At 32.8% G+C, this 13,879-nt stretch carries 15 protein-coding genes; 5 read left to right on the forward strand and 10 right to left on the reverse strand.

Annotated elements, in window-relative coordinates; translation table 11 throughout:
• Positions 1–103: 103 nt before the first annotated feature.
• The 7 genes from Q0X14_RS04645 to Q0X14_RS04675 all read right to left on the reverse strand — a co-directional run bounded on the left by Q0X14_RS04645 (position 104) and on the right by Q0X14_RS04675 (position 8,289).
• Positions 104–706 carry a hypothetical protein gene (locus Q0X14_RS04645; RefSeq protein ID WP_297843097.1) on the reverse strand — a complete coding sequence of 201 codons (603 nt, stop codon included), beginning with the start codon at positions 704–706 and terminating at the stop codon, positions 104–106.
• Positions 707–810: 104 nt separating this feature from the next.
• Positions 811–2,052, reverse strand: a complete 1,242-nt coding sequence (locus tag Q0X14_RS04650) for a T9SS type A sorting domain-containing protein (RefSeq protein ID WP_297843100.1) — start codon at positions 2,050–2,052, stop codon at positions 811–813.
• A gap of 102 nt (positions 2,053–2,154) precedes the next feature.
• The gene (locus Q0X14_RS04655; protein WP_297843102.1) at positions 2,155–3,354 is read right to left on the reverse strand and encodes a T9SS type A sorting domain-containing protein; all 1,200 of its coding nucleotides are present in this window, start codon (positions 3,352–3,354) and stop codon (positions 2,155–2,157) included.
• A 98-nt stretch (positions 3,355–3,452) separates the two neighbouring features.
• The gene (locus Q0X14_RS04660) at positions 3,453–4,736 is read right to left on the reverse strand and encodes a T9SS type A sorting domain-containing protein (RefSeq protein WP_297843105.1); all 1,284 of its coding nucleotides are present in this window, start codon (positions 4,734–4,736) and stop codon (positions 3,453–3,455) included.
• A gap of 318 nt (positions 4,737–5,054) precedes the next feature.
• Complete coding sequence (locus Q0X14_RS04665) at positions 5,055–5,609, reverse strand: outer membrane beta-barrel protein (RefSeq protein ID WP_297843108.1); 555 nt, start codon at positions 5,607–5,609, stop codon at positions 5,055–5,057.
• 198 nt (positions 5,610–5,807) lie between these two features.
• Complete coding sequence (locus tag Q0X14_RS04670; protein WP_297843111.1) at positions 5,808–6,458, reverse strand: response regulator transcription factor; 651 nt, start codon at positions 6,456–6,458, stop codon at positions 5,808–5,810.
• A 76-nt stretch (positions 6,459–6,534) separates the two neighbouring features.
• Positions 6,535–8,289, reverse strand: a complete 1,755-nt coding sequence (locus tag Q0X14_RS04675; protein WP_297843115.1) for a sensor histidine kinase — start codon at positions 8,287–8,289, stop codon at positions 6,535–6,537.
• Between the two features lie 165 nt (positions 8,290–8,454).
• Here Q0X14_RS04675 and Q0X14_RS04680 point away from each other — a divergent pair, with 165 nt between their 5' ends.
• From Q0X14_RS04680 to Q0X14_RS04700, 5 genes are read left to right on the forward strand one after another with little or no spacing between them, the layout of a single operon-like run.
• The gene (locus Q0X14_RS04680; protein ID WP_297843118.1) at positions 8,455–9,033 is read left to right on the forward strand and encodes a hypothetical protein; all 579 of its coding nucleotides are present in this window, start codon (positions 8,455–8,457) and stop codon (positions 9,031–9,033) included.
• Positions 9,030–10,388: a sigma-54 dependent transcriptional regulator gene (locus Q0X14_RS04685; RefSeq protein WP_297843121.1), complete on the forward strand. Its 1,359-nt coding sequence runs from the start codon at positions 9,030–9,032 to the stop codon at positions 10,386–10,388. The genes Q0X14_RS04680 and Q0X14_RS04685 overlap by 4 nt, the downstream gene beginning before the upstream one ends.
• Entirely contained in the window at positions 10,388–10,732 is a 345-nt protein-coding gene (locus Q0X14_RS04690; RefSeq protein WP_297843124.1) for a histidine triad nucleotide-binding protein, read from the forward strand. Before Q0X14_RS04685 ends, Q0X14_RS04690 begins: the two co-directional genes overlap by 1 nt.
• A 25-nt stretch (positions 10,733–10,757) precedes the next feature.
• Entirely contained in the window at positions 10,758–11,006 is a 249-nt protein-coding gene (locus Q0X14_RS04695) for a DUF4160 domain-containing protein (protein ID WP_297843127.1), read from the forward strand.
• Between the two features lie 2 nt (positions 11,007–11,008).
• A complete protein-coding gene (locus tag Q0X14_RS04700) occupies positions 11,009–11,278 on the forward strand; it encodes a DUF2442 domain-containing protein (RefSeq protein WP_297843130.1) in 270 nt (89 codons plus the stop codon).
• Position 11,279: 1 nt separating this feature from the next.
• Here Q0X14_RS04700 and dinB read toward each other — a convergent pair whose 3' ends face one another.
• The 3 genes from dinB to Q0X14_RS04715 form a co-directional block, all read right to left on the reverse strand.
• Positions 11,280–12,434 carry a DNA polymerase IV gene (gene dinB, locus Q0X14_RS04705; protein WP_297843133.1) on the reverse strand — a complete coding sequence of 385 codons (1,155 nt, stop codon included), beginning with the start codon at positions 12,432–12,434 and terminating at the stop codon, positions 11,280–11,282.
• A 51-nt stretch (positions 12,435–12,485) separates the two neighbouring features.
• On the reverse strand, positions 12,486–12,872 hold the full coding sequence (locus Q0X14_RS04710) for a GxxExxY protein (protein WP_297843136.1): 387 nt from the start codon (positions 12,870–12,872) through the stop codon (positions 12,486–12,488).
• Between the two features lie 63 nt (positions 12,873–12,935).
• Entirely contained in the window at positions 12,936–13,847 is a 912-nt protein-coding gene (locus Q0X14_RS04715; protein ID WP_297843138.1) for a DUF72 domain-containing protein, read from the reverse strand.
• Positions 13,848–13,879: the final 32 nt, after the last annotated feature.

Here is a 13,879-nt window from a genome sequence, read left to right on the forward strand (position 1 = left end):
AAGTAATGTCCCCGCTATTTTATAGATTATGGAAGTTATTATTGAATTCTCAATTTTCATTTATGCTTCGAATTATAATTAAAAAATATTTTTTTTATTTACATTAGAAAATAAAACCCGCTCCAATTTGAATTTCAGGTCCGGATATTAAACCATCAGAAGAGAGCAAGGGGTCTGATGAGTACAGATTCGGGTCAGATGCAGAAAAATAAAAGTATCCGATATTAAGTTTACCTGATGCAAACAACCTAACTCTTGATATTATTATTGAAGGAGTAATTCCAATAGATGCACTTCCGTAAACGCCGGAATGTTCAAATGGAGTATCAGAGCCAATCCACCCAATTCCAAGGTGAGCTGTTAAAGAAATACCAAAACCACTTTTATCCCCAATATGGGGACCTAAAGAAAGAGATACTTCACTATTTGTTAGTTTATGTTCATTCCCATTGAATTTAATGTTTGCAGTTCTGTTATGATATTGAAATAACATCTCAAAATCACCGCTTATACTCCTTCCTTCAACACCTCCTATAACACCAAAACTTATAAACCACCCATTAAACCAATATTTATTATCATCCAGTTTGGTGTTCTTAAATGAACCAGCAGTAAATGAAGTATAATCTACACCACCATTTATTCCTAATTGAGGATAAATCAGGGTATAATTAAACAGAAAAATTAATATTACTAATCGCTTCATCATTAACTTATCATATTACTTTGAAAATTTGATTAAGAATTATCATTTAAGTTACAAGTAAACCTTAAAGCCCCTCTCTTTTGGAGAGGGGTTTGGGTTGAGGCTTACTTTGCCAATATCATTTTCTTTGTTTGAACAAATTCTCCAACCTGCAATTTGTAGAAATAAACTCCACTTGGTAGAGAGGAGGCATAACTAGTCTCAGCATTAGGAAACTCAACTTCGTAACTTCCTGCATTACGGTATTCATCAACCAGTGTGGCTACTTCATTCCCAAGTACATCATAAACCTTTAATGTTTGATGACCGCCTACTGGAGACTGCCAACTGATTTTTGTGCTTGGGTTGAATGGGTTTGGATAGTTTTGGTTTAAATTAAAGTCTGTAGGAATTTCATCCGAACTTTCAACTGATGTAACTATTTCAGATAATAATCTTCTATGAATTCTGTAACCAGAACCGGGTGTAGAAACATAGACATAACCATTGTTCACACCTATTGCAATGATTTCATAAACGCTTGATGTGAAACCATCACTAGATGTTTGCCATGTTGCACCATTATCAGTACTAAATAGAAAATTTGTTGGTGCTGGTTCAGCCTTACCAGCAAAAATCGTATTTCCATAACTTAAAAGACTTTTAAAGGGACGGTTGTCATAAATCCCAAATAAATTCCAACTATTCCCGTTATCATTTGAATAATATAACCCACTATTACTACCAACGATCAGTAAATTATTGTGAGATGTAATAGCCCATAACGCTAAAATGCTTATTCCATTGTTTTTGGGTACCCACGATAAACCATTATCATTGGAATAATAGACTCCTGCACCATAAGTCGCAGCAAAAATTTCGTTTCCGTTAACAAGTATTGATGTAACGGGTGAATTTGGAAAACCATTTGTAGACGCACTCCAACTGTCTCCTCCATTAGTCGAAATGTAGATACCATTCAAAGTTCCTGCAAATATAGTTTGACCATTAACACCCAAGGAATAAATTGTTGAAGTCGTTGATGTAATGCTTTTTGATACCCAACTTTCTCCTTCATCAGTTGAAACAAATACTCCACCATTGGTAGTCCCGACATACATTTTTCCATCTTTTGAAATTATTGAGTTAACTTGCTTGTTAGTCAAACCATTATTTTTTTGTACCCAAGTGACTGAATTTTCATGCAGATATACTCCACCAAATGCATCTGTACCGGCAAATAATTTATTATTAATAACTGCAAATCCTTTAACTGTACCGCCAAGAAAACCTTCATTGTCTCCAATCCACTGCGCATTAATAGTGGCAACTAATAAAAAAGTTAAAAAGGTAATTAAGACTTTCATTTTAGTTCCTCTTTAATTTTATTGTTAATAAATATTAGTTTATTTTTTAACTAAACATTCACCAAAAGCCCCTCACCTTTGGAGAGGGATTTGGGCTGAGACTTATTTTGCCAATATCATCTTCTTCGTTTGAATATATTCTCCAACTTGTAATTTGTAGAAATATACTCCACTCGACAGACTGAAAGTCTTTCCTACATTGAATTCAACTTCGTAACTTCCTGCATTTCGGTATTCATCAACCAGTGTGGCTACTTCATTCCCAAGTACATCATAAACCTTTAATGTTTGATGACCGCCAACTGGTGATTGCCAACTGATTTTTGTGCTTGGATTGAATGGGTTTGGATAGTTTTGTTTTAAATTAAAGTCTGTAGGAATTTCATCCGAACTTTCAACTGATGTAACTATTTCAGATAATGGTCTTCTAAAAACAGCGCCACTACTTGTACCAGCAAAAATGTTAGTTCCCAAAATAGCAAGCGCATTAACACTTAAACTCCATAGTCCTGAATTTATTTCTGTCCAGTTTGCACCGTAATCCGTTGAGAGAAAAACGCCACTCCAGTTCCCGGCAAATATATTTGTTCCATACACTGTTAATGCCCTTACATTCATATCAGTAATACCATTGCTAACATTTGTCCAGTTATTCCCATTGTCAGTTGAGACTACTATTCCCCCATTTCTAAGAGCAGCGAAAAGTTTATTATTAATTTTTACAAGTGCTTGAACCGTTCCACTTGTCAAACCGGTTGTCAGCCAATTTGCGCCGTTATCAGTTGTGTATCTAAGTCCTCCTCCTTCTGAACCAACGTATAAGATATTATCTAATGATTTAAGAAATTCGACCCGATTGTTCGCTAATCCCGTAGAAATATTACTCCAACTTGAACCATTGTCTGTTGATAAGAATACACCTCCATTATATAATCCTACAAATAAATTTTGGCCATTAGTTTCCAAAGAGGTTAAATAATTATTTGGCAATCCTGAGCTGACAGAAGTCCAATTTGAACCATTATCAGTCGACCGATATACTCCTTTCATATAAACAGCAGCGAAAAGATTTGAATCTTTTAATGCAATAGATTTTACATTCTCACTACCAATTCCATTGTTAAGTCCTAGCCAACCAGTGTTAGTTAAGGTGAAAATACCATTTTTTGCTCCGACATATAATTTGGAATTATAGTTATACATACAATTAATAGAGAAATAATTCTCAGGCTTTATATTTACCCACTGCGCATTAACTGTGGCAACTAACAAAAATGTTAAAAAGGTAATTAAGACTTTCATTTTAATTTCTCTTTTTATTGTTAATAATATGTTAGTTTGTTTTTTAACTAAATATTCTTAAAAGCACCTCTCCTTAGGAGAGGGGTTTGGGGTGAGGCCTACTTTGCCAATATCATCTTCTTCGTTTGAATATATTCTCCAACCTGCAATTTGTAGAAATAAACTCCACTCGAAAGATTACGAGTTTGTCCAGCATTAAACTCAACTTCGTAACTTCCTGCATTTCGGTATTCATTAACCAGTGTTGCTACTTCATTCCCAAGCACATCATAAACCTTTAATGTTTGATGACCGCCAACTGGTGATTGCCAACTAATTTTTGTGCTTGGGTTGAATGGGTTTGGATAGTTTTGGTTTAACTTGAACTCTGTAACAACAACAGAATTATTTTCTACATCTGTTGTTGAAAGTTGTTTTCTGAATACACCACCATTCTCTGTTCCAACAAATATGTAACCTGGTGGAGTAAAGTTTGGATAGTATACAAATGACGAAGTGATTGCACCACCGGTAATCCCGCTCAAATCAACATCATTAATCACAGAACCATCACCAATTACCACCTTGCCAACCTGATTTCCAAAGAAATAAAAACTTTGATTAAAAAAATTCATTGTAATTGTTCTGAAATCACCAGAAGGGATTAATGCTACCCAACCCGAGTTTAATCCTGTTTCTTCCGGAAATATATAGACACCATTCTGCGTTAACGCAAATTGACCGAAAAGTTTGTTGATAAATAACGCGTTTCCGGTTAGACCCTGACTTTTTGGTGAAACACTTGTAAGACTGTTTGGCGATGAGGATATGTAGGCCCCGTTCCTTGTACCAACTAATAAATATTCGTCATTCGAGTTTGGATCATTAAATATAGACAAGCCAGTAATATATTTTGAATTTGCATCAGGTAAACCTGTTATTTCTGTCCATGTTGTACTTGCAAGATTATCAGCCCAAAACAACCCACCACCAGCAGTACCTAAGATATCAACTTCAGGGATACCTGAACCTTCTTCACTCGTCCAGGCACTGAGATTATTATTTGGAATTCCTTGAATTGGTAATACCAAAATGTTTGATTCTCCAACACCGGCATAATATCCTTGTCCCAGAACTGTAAGCCCTTGATAACTGATGATATCTCCTTCAGAGTAAAGTATGTTTAAATTTGGTAGACTTGCATTTTGAGGATGAACCTGCCAATTATCTCCAAGATTTGTCGAGACGAATAATCCTTGATCTGCAGTTGTAGCAATTAAAGAGTTACCAACCGCAATTAGTCCTTTAATTTTTAAACTTCCAAGTCCATTATTGACTTGAGTCCACTGAGCTAATGCTGGAATGATAGACAATGATAAAAAAAGTAATATAATTTTTTTCATAATCCGATCCTCCTTATTGGTAGTTATTATTAAGAGTTAACTTAATTTTTATTATTTGTTTGAGTGAAATTTAATTTTTATGTGGTGTGATGGAAATAAGGCAGATGTCGTATTTTAAATATTTCATGATAATTATTTAAGATTTTAATTATGTTAATTATCATTTCAGTCTGATTAATTCCAACTACTTTAATCATCTATAGGGAGATTAATTAAATTAACCAAAGGAATAATAATTTTATACAAATTTTTATTTAAGGTTATAATGGATAGCGGTATGATTGGATCATACCGCTTACTAAGTAAGGAGAGGGATTTTTATATTTTGAACTTGTAAGCAACTGCTAGATTAATTGCATTTGTACTGCTAGCATATTGCTGGTATTTAACAGAAATGTCTACTGACCCCGAAGTACCAACTGGTAATTCATATCCTCCACCGATTGCAAAACCAAAATCTGAGTCAGAGGCACTAACTTCACTTTCGGGAAATACAGTCACTCCGCCGATAACAACAGCCGGAATTTTTACAGTTGTACTCCAAAAATTCATTCCGATCTCGGCAAAGCTGTAAAAGTTAGAACTAAAATAATACCTTGTACCTACCAACACAGGAATAATAGTCCAGTCAACGCCTACAACATCATCTTTTGCCCCAAACTTTAAATATTGTCCTGAACCTGTAATTGCCAACTGCTGATTCACACCATATGCAAAAATAGCTCCACCACCAAAACCGGTTGATGCAACATCGCCTAAACCACCTACTGGTATTGCTACATTACCTCCAATACCTATGGAAAGCTTGGATTGTGCGAATAAAAAATTTCCTAAAAGTAAAATAATAATACTTACCTGAATAATCCGTTTCATGAAACCACTCCTCTTTTTGTTAATAAAATAAGTTAATTAAAAAATGAATTTATGTTTATTATTTAATCATATTTAAATTCATGATAATTCTCTTATACATCGTTTCTACCTAAGCTAAGTAAATTAACTTAACTCATATCAAAAATAATTTTTGCAAATGATGAGGTAAATAAGGCAGATGCAGTATTTTTTAGGAAGTTATTTAATTATCTGATTTTGGATTGCTTTCTGAACTGCCTGAATTTTATTGTTGACCTGAAGTTTTCGGTAAATATTTTCGATATGTTTTCTTACTGTGAATGGTGAAATAAAAAGCTTCTCTGCAGTTTTATTATAATCATAACCTAACTTAAGATATTCAAGTATTTCAATTTCTCTTGAAGTTAAATTATAATTACTCTGTTCTGAAATCTGAATAACATTTTGAGCATTCTTTAGCATCGAAAGAGTTTTAGCTGCAATTGAAGCAGACATTGGAGCGCCACCGGAGAATACCATCTCGATTCCTTCAACTATTTTTTCCACAGGCTCATCTTTAAGTAAATATCCGCTGGCTCCTGCTTTTATTGCACTAAAAATTTTTTCATCATCATCAAAAACTGTAAGAATAATAATTTTTATTTCGGGAAGTACACTGTTAATGAGTTCAGTAGCTTTAATACCATCCATTTGAGGCATTTCGATGTCCATTAGTATTGCATCAAGATTTTTATATTGCAAAACATAATCAACTATCTCTTTCCCATTACGAGCTCTGAATAGAATATCAAACTTATCGGGAAAAAGAGATAGTTTTTCTTTAATTGATTTTGCTAAAAAATCATTGTCTTCAGCTATTGCAATTTTCATAATTTCTTTATTTAGATGATAAATAAATCTATTCTAAATTTTCTTTTAGCTCAATTAGTCAAATGCACTATTTTAACTATACAAATTGCAAATCGCATAAAATCTCTGTTCCATTTGAAGAGCTTTCGATTGAAAATTTACCACCGCTTTCCTCACATCTGAGTTTCATATTGTAAAGACCATTACCATTTGAAATCATATTTATATCAAAGCCACAACCATTATCTTTAATTCTTAGACTAAATCTGTTTTTATCTGATTTAAAAATTATTCTGACCTTATCAGCTCCTGAATGCTTAATAATATTCTGTACTGCTTCCTGAATTATTCTGAAAAGGTTTAACATTTGAGTTGAATTGAGCGGATGATTTTCATTTATATCAAATTCAGTTTCGATTTCTAAAGATGTAATTGAGTTATTAATCTTCGACACGAATTCGGTTACCTTTAATGCAAGTTCTTCAATACTTCCTTCCTGATGTTTCATTGCCCAGATTGTATTTCGTAAATCATCAAGAGCATTTCTACTGAATTCTTTTATTGGACTAAGTGCTTTAGAGAAATTAGCTTCAGGAATTTTGTAAACGATATTTTCCAATGAACTGATTATGAATGTGAGCTGAGAGCCGATGTTATCATGAAGTTCTCTTGATAATTTTAATTTCTCATCGGAGATTTTTTTCTCAAGCATTGCAGCTTGCAGTTTAGATTTATATTCTATTTCAGCTATGTCTCTTTTTTTCTTCAATTGCAAAAATTTATAAACACCAATGAAAATCATTATCAATAATATTACTGTAACTATAGCGAAAAACAGTTGCTGTTCCTTACTTCTCAATTCGTACTGACTTTCAGCAATCAATTTATTTTTCTGTTCTGTTTCATAAGCTATTTCAAGCTGTGCAATTCTTGTTTTAACATCAACATTATCAATACTATCTTTTAGCGAATAATAAAGTTGATAATTCTTTAATGCATTTTCAAAATCTCCTTTTTTCCGGAATAGTTCTGATAAATTTTGAAGACTGTACAAAACCAGATATGTATAATTTATTTTCTTAGCAGATTGAAAAACCTCTTCATACTTTTTAATTGCCTCATCAATTTTATTTTGTAAAGAAAGAAAGTCTGCATGAAGAGATAAATTTTCAATTCTGCCAAAGTCACCCTGTTCTTTGGCTCTGTATAAATCTGATTTATTAAGATATTTATATGCCTTATCAAATTGACCGAGATTTGCATAAAGAACAGCAATCTTATTTAAGCTATAAGGAATTCCAATAGAATCATTAAGCTCTTCTTTTATCTTCATTGCTTTGTTATAAAAATGAAAAGCGCTATCGTATTCCTCATTCATCTCTTTCAGAACACCATAATTATCATAAATCTTGCTGATTCTGAATGGAGGTAAATTATTTTCTTCTGCTATTGATATGGCTTTTTGCATCAACTCTATAGCTCTGTTCAGATTCTGACGTTTCAACTGATAACCCATTTCTGCATATTCCTCGCTTAACTCAAAAAACATTTGCAATTTCTGAAATAGTTCTATCGCTTCAAGATGATATTGAATTGATTCATCATAATCACCTTTCAGATAATGAACCAGTGCAAGATTACTTAATGATTTTGCTATTCCTTTTTGATATCCTGATTCGCGTGCTTTACGAAGATTATCATTAAATATGATATGATACTTTTGAAGATTTGAAACAATATCCTGATAACTAATTGAATTAATCGAATCAATCTCATTCAAATTGGTTTGAGAATTCAGGATGTTGCTAATTAAGAAAACTATAAATAAGCTATACCTTTTTATTGAATTCATAAAATAATTTACTCAAAAAAGATATTTATGCTTAGAAATGATTCCGCTTCTGGAAGCAAAAATACTATTATCAATTTAAATTTGAATATGCGTTATAAAATTTTATTATTATCGGTTTGGATAGTCATTATTTCGTCTTCAGACTTATTTTCCCAACAAAGTAAATTGTCTAAATCGGTAAATCAAATATCAGAATACATTGCCTCAGAAAAGTTTCTTAACTTAAAAAATGAAGTTGGTGATTTAACATCTGTTGATTCAATTTTCTTTTTTGCACTCAAAGTAAACAATTATGATTACAGCGAAACTTTACTTTCGCTTATGTTTGCAACTGTTCCCTATCGCGAAGTTCCTGTAAAAACGCCAATATTAAAATTTCATCTTAACTATCCTCTTATCTCAGCTGATCTGGAAACATTTAATCAAAAGAATAAAAATCTTCCACGATATTTGTTTATTGATAGTCCGCAAAATGAATACGGTGATTTGGATAAACTTGCACATTTTTTTGGAAGTGCATTCTTGTCGTACAACTCAAACATCTTTGATTTAGGTGAGCTAATTGGTTATTTTGTAGAAGTATTTGAAGAAAGTTTTAAAGTCCAGAGCGAAATTGATTTCAGAGATATAGATGTGAATTATTATGGCAGACTTTTCGGTAAGCTACTTAAAAATGACAAAACAATTTTACCATCACAAATTATCTTATTAAGATCAATAAAATTCTTTAGTATAATTCTATGAAACCTGTATTAATAATCGATGATGAAAGAGAAATTTGCGACAGCATAAGTATGATTCTTGAATATGAAGGATACGCTGTCGATTCAACCACAAGTGCTTCAGAAGGATTAAAAAAATTTTCTGAACAGGATTTTTCAGCTGTACTGCTTGATATTCAAATGCCTGAGATGAATGGATTTGAAGTTCTGAAAAAAATAAAAGAGATAAAACCTTCTGCATCAGTGATAATTATTTCTGCGCACGGAAGTGTTGAAAACGCAATTAAAGCTACAAGACTTGGTGCTTTCGATTTTCTTGAAAAACCAATTGATCGTGATAAACTACTAATCAGTGTTCGCAATGCTACGGAACAGACAACTCTTAAAGAAGAGAATGAAGAAATAAGAAAAACATTTGTTGGAGAAGGAGAAATTCTTGGCAAGAGCAAAGCAATACAAAAAATTCTTGAGTTGATTGATAAAGTTGCGCCATTGGAAACCAGAGTTTTGATTACCGGTGAAAACGGAACCGGCAAAGAATTAGTTGCTCGTGCTATCCACAAAAAGAGTGAACGAAAAGATAAACCATTTATCGAAGTTAATTGTGCGGCAATTCCAAATGAGTTAATTGAATCAGAATTATTCGGTCACGAAAAAGGTTCGTTCACCGGAGCAGTATCACAGAGAATCGGAAAGTTTGAACTTGCAAACAAAGGAATAATTTTTCTTGATGAAATTGGTGATATGAGTCTTCAGGCACAGGCGAAAGTACTGCGTGCAATTGAGGAAGGACGAATTGAGAGAGTTGGCGGCGGAAAGAAAATTGAAGTTGATGTAAGAATAATTGCGGCGACGAATAAAAATTTGCTTGAAGAAATTCATAAAGGAAATTTCAGAGAAGACCTTTATCACAGATTAAATGTAATCCCAATTCATGTTCCTCCATTAAGAGAAAGAGTTGAAGACATTCCGATTTTAGTTGAACATTTCTGTAAAGAAATTACTGTAAAACATAAAAAGCCATCAGTTCGATTTACTGATGATGCAATAAAAATTTTGCAGGCACAACCCTGGACTGGAAATGTTCGCGAACTTCGTAACATTGTCGAAAGGATTATAATCATCGTTGACAAAAGAGAAATATCTGCAAAAGATATTGATTTTCTATTTGCTGCTAATCAGGCATCGCTTGATAATCTTATTGAGACAAGCAACTCATTTCAGGAATTCAAAGAAAAAGCTGAGCGTGCATTTATACTTAAACAACTTAAAGCAAATGATTGGAACATCAGCAAAACCGCTGAAATACTTGATATTCAAAGAAGTCATCTTTATACAAAAATGCGTAAATACGGAATAGAAAAGGAGGAAGATTAATGTCAACCATCTTTTCAAAAATTATCAACCGGGAAATTCCTGCTGACATTGTTTACGAATCAGAGAATGTGCTTGCATTCAAAGATATTCGTCCACAAGCACCTGTACATATTTTGATTATACCAAAAATTGAAATCCCAAAAGTAACAGATATAAAAGGTACCGAACACGCTCAATTACTTGGGGAGATGTTTGATACTGCAAATAAAATTGCAAAGGATATGGGAATTGCTGAAGATGGTTTCAGGTTAGTCTTCAATTGCGGAAATAATGGTGGTCAGGAAGTTTATCATTTACATATGCATTTGCTTGGTGGCAGAAAGATGAATTGGCCTCCGGGATGATTATTAAAAAACTTTTAAATTTTATATGCCGACTATATTATTTATTAATGGCTGGAGATTTTTCTTTTATTCAAATGAGTTAAATGAACCAATCCATATTCATTTTCAAAAAGGTGAAAAAGAAGGAAAATATTGGCTCCTTACAAAAGAATTTGATGTTAAAGAAGCATATACATATAAGCTTAATCAAAAAGACAAAAGAGAAGTTAAAAAAATAATTTTTGAATATTTCGAATTAATTGAAAAAGAATGGAATAAATTTCATAAGAGGTAATAATGAAGAAGTATCATACTATTAAAAACATTAGGTTTGAAGAAAAAGCTTTGCTTCTGAATATTGATGGGACGAATTATAAATTCCCTTTGAAATTAATTTCTGATAAACTCTCTAATGCACAGCCTGATGAATTGAGCAACTTTATAATTTCACCCTCAGGGTATGGAATTCATTGGCCTCTCCTTGATGAGGATATTTCAATAGATGGATTATTGAAAATTAAATCAGCATCAAAGCCACTTCGAAAAAGAACTTCATTTTCAAAATAACTTAACTTTTAATTGTCCCTGCGAACTTTAACGATTCATATCCAAACTTATCACGAATTTTTGTTACTGCTTTAAACATTTTCTTTCTTTTCAATTCATAATCTTCGAATAAAAATTCCTGTTCACTTGCCGGAGAAAAATTTGTCAGGCCCACACCAATTAATCTAACCGCAACTCTTCGTGTTTTTGCTTTTCGTAGTAATTCCCAGGCGGTATCAAAAACAATTTTATCATCATCAGTAGGAGAAATTGTTTTCGAACGAATTAATGTTTGAAAATCAATATAACGCAGTTTGATTTCAATTGTTGATGCTTCCCAACCCCTTTTACGCAGTGACTGACAAACTTTTCCCGTTAAATAAAATAGTGTTTGTTTAAGTTCTTCATCACTTGTTACATCTTTACCGAAAGTAGTTTCTCTTGAAATACTTTTTCTCTCTCTTTGAATTGTCAGATATTCTGTTCCCTCACCGTGAGCTTTTCTCCATAAGTCAACTCCATACTTTCCAAAAGCAATTGAAAAATAATCAGCAGAAAGTTTTGTTATATCGGCAATTCTGTAAATTCCTCTTTCATTAAGATGTTGCTTCATTACTTTACCAACACCGGGAATTGCTTCAACTGGCATCGGAGCGAGAAATTCTTTTTCCATTCCGGGAATTATGTATGTAATCCCTTTTGGTTTCATACAATCAGAACCAATCTTAGCTACTGTTTTATTACTTCCGATTCCAATTGAACAAGGCAAATGAAGTTCATCCCAGATTTCTTTTTGAAGTTTTGATGCAAATGCAAACATAGAGCCATAAATAATTTGTGTTCCTGTCATATCAATATAAAACTCATCAATTGATGCCTGTTCAATCAATGGAGCATATCTTTCAAGAATGCTTTTAACTGCATTGGAATATCTTTCATATTCTTCGAAATGTCCGTGCAAATAAATTCCGTGTGGACAAAGTTTGTAAGCAGTTCGTATCGGCATAGCAGAGTGTAAACCAAAAGCACGTGCTTCGTATGAACAGGCAGCGACAACTCCTCTTCCGTATTTTGGATCGCCACCAACAATTACAGGTTTGCCATTTAACTTCGGATCGAGAATTCTCTCTACCGAAACAAAGAAAGCATCAAGATCGAGGTGAAGAATTAAACGCATAAGTCAATGGCACACTGATGACACAGATTAGACTGATCAACACAGATAGAACTATTTCCGCTTATCATTGGTAAATATTTTCCTTCTGATTTCGGGTTTCTTCCCAAAGTTTAATAGTAAACCAACTTCAATATCTGTAGCTTTTAAATAGTTTATGAGTTGAAGTTCATGTTCTTCGATTAGAGCTTCAGCGGCTTTTAATTCAATGATAACTTTATCATCTACTATCAAATCTGCAAAATACTCTCCAACTAATTGATTTTCATAATAAACATTTATCGGTTTTTGTCTCTCAACTCTCAATCCACTATTAGTCAATTCAATCAAAAGTGCATTTTCATAAACCTTTTCTAAAAATCCAAAGCCAAGTTTATTATAAACTTTATAGAAACAAGAAATGATTTTAGATGTCAAATCTTGAAATAAATAATCGTTCATTGCTACTCCTTTATTTATGAAATTAAATCTGTGATTATCTGTTAAATCAGTGTCATCTGTGTGCTATTGACTAAGGGTAGCTAATAGGGTTTCTAATCTTGGATAAGCTTTTATAATTGTTTCAGGCATTTCTACTTTTGTTTTTTCTTGCAGCAGATGAATCAACTCAAAGGCATTTGCAACTGCATCACCTTTCGGATGATTATTCATAATTACATTTATTTCTTTCACTTTGCTTTCAATTGATTTTATCTTTTGTACAATCTCAATTAATTCTCCTGGTGAATAAAGATAACTGTATCTTGAGCTTTGCTCTTCATAAGTTTGTTCTTTGCCAAAGTTTGATAATGATTTTTTCCATGCTTCCACATTTCTACCATGAAAACGAATGTAAGCTTTATCGTTTGAAGCTTTATCGTTTGTTACTATTGGTTCAAATGGAATCGCTTGTCCTATTTGCGGTTGATCAATTGTACAAAGTGTTAAATCATTCTGACTGAAGAATTCCAATGCGCGTTTATTTCTCCAGCTCGAATGACGAACTTCAACGAAACAACTTATATCAGAAAATATATCTTTTATCTTTTGTATGTGCTGAACTGAAGCACCATCAAATGAAAACGAGTAAGGAAACTGAATCAGTAAACCACCAAGTCGTTCTGACTTTTTCAGAATATCAAGGTTATAACGAACTGCTTTAACATTTTGTTCATCGAATTTTCTTTTATGTGTAAAATCCTGATGAAGTTTGATGTGAAATTTAAACTCATCCGAATTTTCAACCTTTTTAATCCAGCCTTCAACAATCTTCGGACTAATGTATGTGTAGTAAGTTGAGTTTACTTCAACACAATTAAAGTAGTGTGAATAAAACTGTAACCAATCAAATCCGCCTGATTGATTCTTAGGATAAAAGCTTGGCACCCAGTCTTTGTAAGACCAGCCAGCAGTTCCTATGTAATATTTAATTGACATACTTAATTTTTTGCTTTTTAGTGCTAAGTATA

Source organism: Ignavibacterium sp., assembly GCF_025998815.1.
Classification (GTDB): Bacteria; Bacteroidota; Ignavibacteria; order Ignavibacteriales; family Ignavibacteriaceae; genus Ignavibacterium.

What these genes read in the sequence shown, in the direction of transcription:
- Q0X14_RS04645 (WP_297843097.1), bottom strand. Translation starts at nt 706, where the DNA reads ATGAAGCGATTAGTAATATTAATTTTTCTGTTTAATTATACCCTGATT.
- Q0X14_RS04650 (WP_297843100.1), bottom strand. Translation starts at nt 2,052, where the DNA reads ATGAAAGTCTTAATTACCTTTTTAACTTTTTTATTAGTTGCCACTATT.
- Q0X14_RS04655 (WP_297843102.1), bottom strand. Translation starts at nt 3,354, where the DNA reads ATGAAAGTCTTAATTACCTTTTTAACATTTTTGTTAGTTGCCACAGTT.
- Q0X14_RS04660 (WP_297843105.1), bottom strand. Translation starts at nt 4,736, where the DNA reads ATGAAAAAAATTATATTACTTTTTTTATCATTGTCTATCATTCCAGCA.
- Q0X14_RS04665 (WP_297843108.1), bottom strand. Translation starts at nt 5,609, where the DNA reads ATGAAACGGATTATTCAGGTAAGTATTATTATTTTACTTTTAGGAAAT.
- Q0X14_RS04670 (WP_297843111.1), bottom strand. Translation starts at nt 6,458, where the DNA reads ATGAAAATTGCAATAGCTGAAGACAATGATTTTTTAGCAAAATCAATT.
- Q0X14_RS04675 (WP_297843115.1), bottom strand. Translation starts at nt 8,289, where the DNA reads ATGAATTCAATAAAAAGGTATAGCTTATTTATAGTTTTCTTAATTAGC.
- Q0X14_RS04685 (WP_297843121.1), top strand. Translation starts at nt 9,030, where the DNA reads ATGAAACCTGTATTAATAATCGATGATGAAAGAGAAATTTGCGACAGC.
- Q0X14_RS04690 (WP_297843124.1), top strand. Translation starts at nt 10,388, where the DNA reads ATGTCAACCATCTTTTCAAAAATTATCAACCGGGAAATTCCTGCTGAC.
- Q0X14_RS04695 (WP_297843127.1), top strand. Translation starts at nt 10,758, where the DNA reads ATGCCGACTATATTATTTATTAATGGCTGGAGATTTTTCTTTTATTCA.
- Q0X14_RS04700 (WP_297843130.1), top strand. Translation starts at nt 11,009, where the DNA reads ATGAAGAAGTATCATACTATTAAAAACATTAGGTTTGAAGAAAAAGCT.
- dinB (WP_297843133.1), bottom strand. Translation starts at nt 12,434, where the DNA reads ATGCGTTTAATTCTTCACCTCGATCTTGATGCTTTCTTTGTTTCGGTA.
- Q0X14_RS04710 (WP_297843136.1), bottom strand. Translation starts at nt 12,872, where the DNA reads ATGAACGATTATTTATTTCAAGATTTGACATCTAAAATCATTTCTTGT.
- Q0X14_RS04715 (WP_297843138.1), bottom strand. Translation starts at nt 13,847, where the DNA reads ATGTCAATTAAATATTACATAGGAACTGCTGGCTGGTCTTACAAAGAC.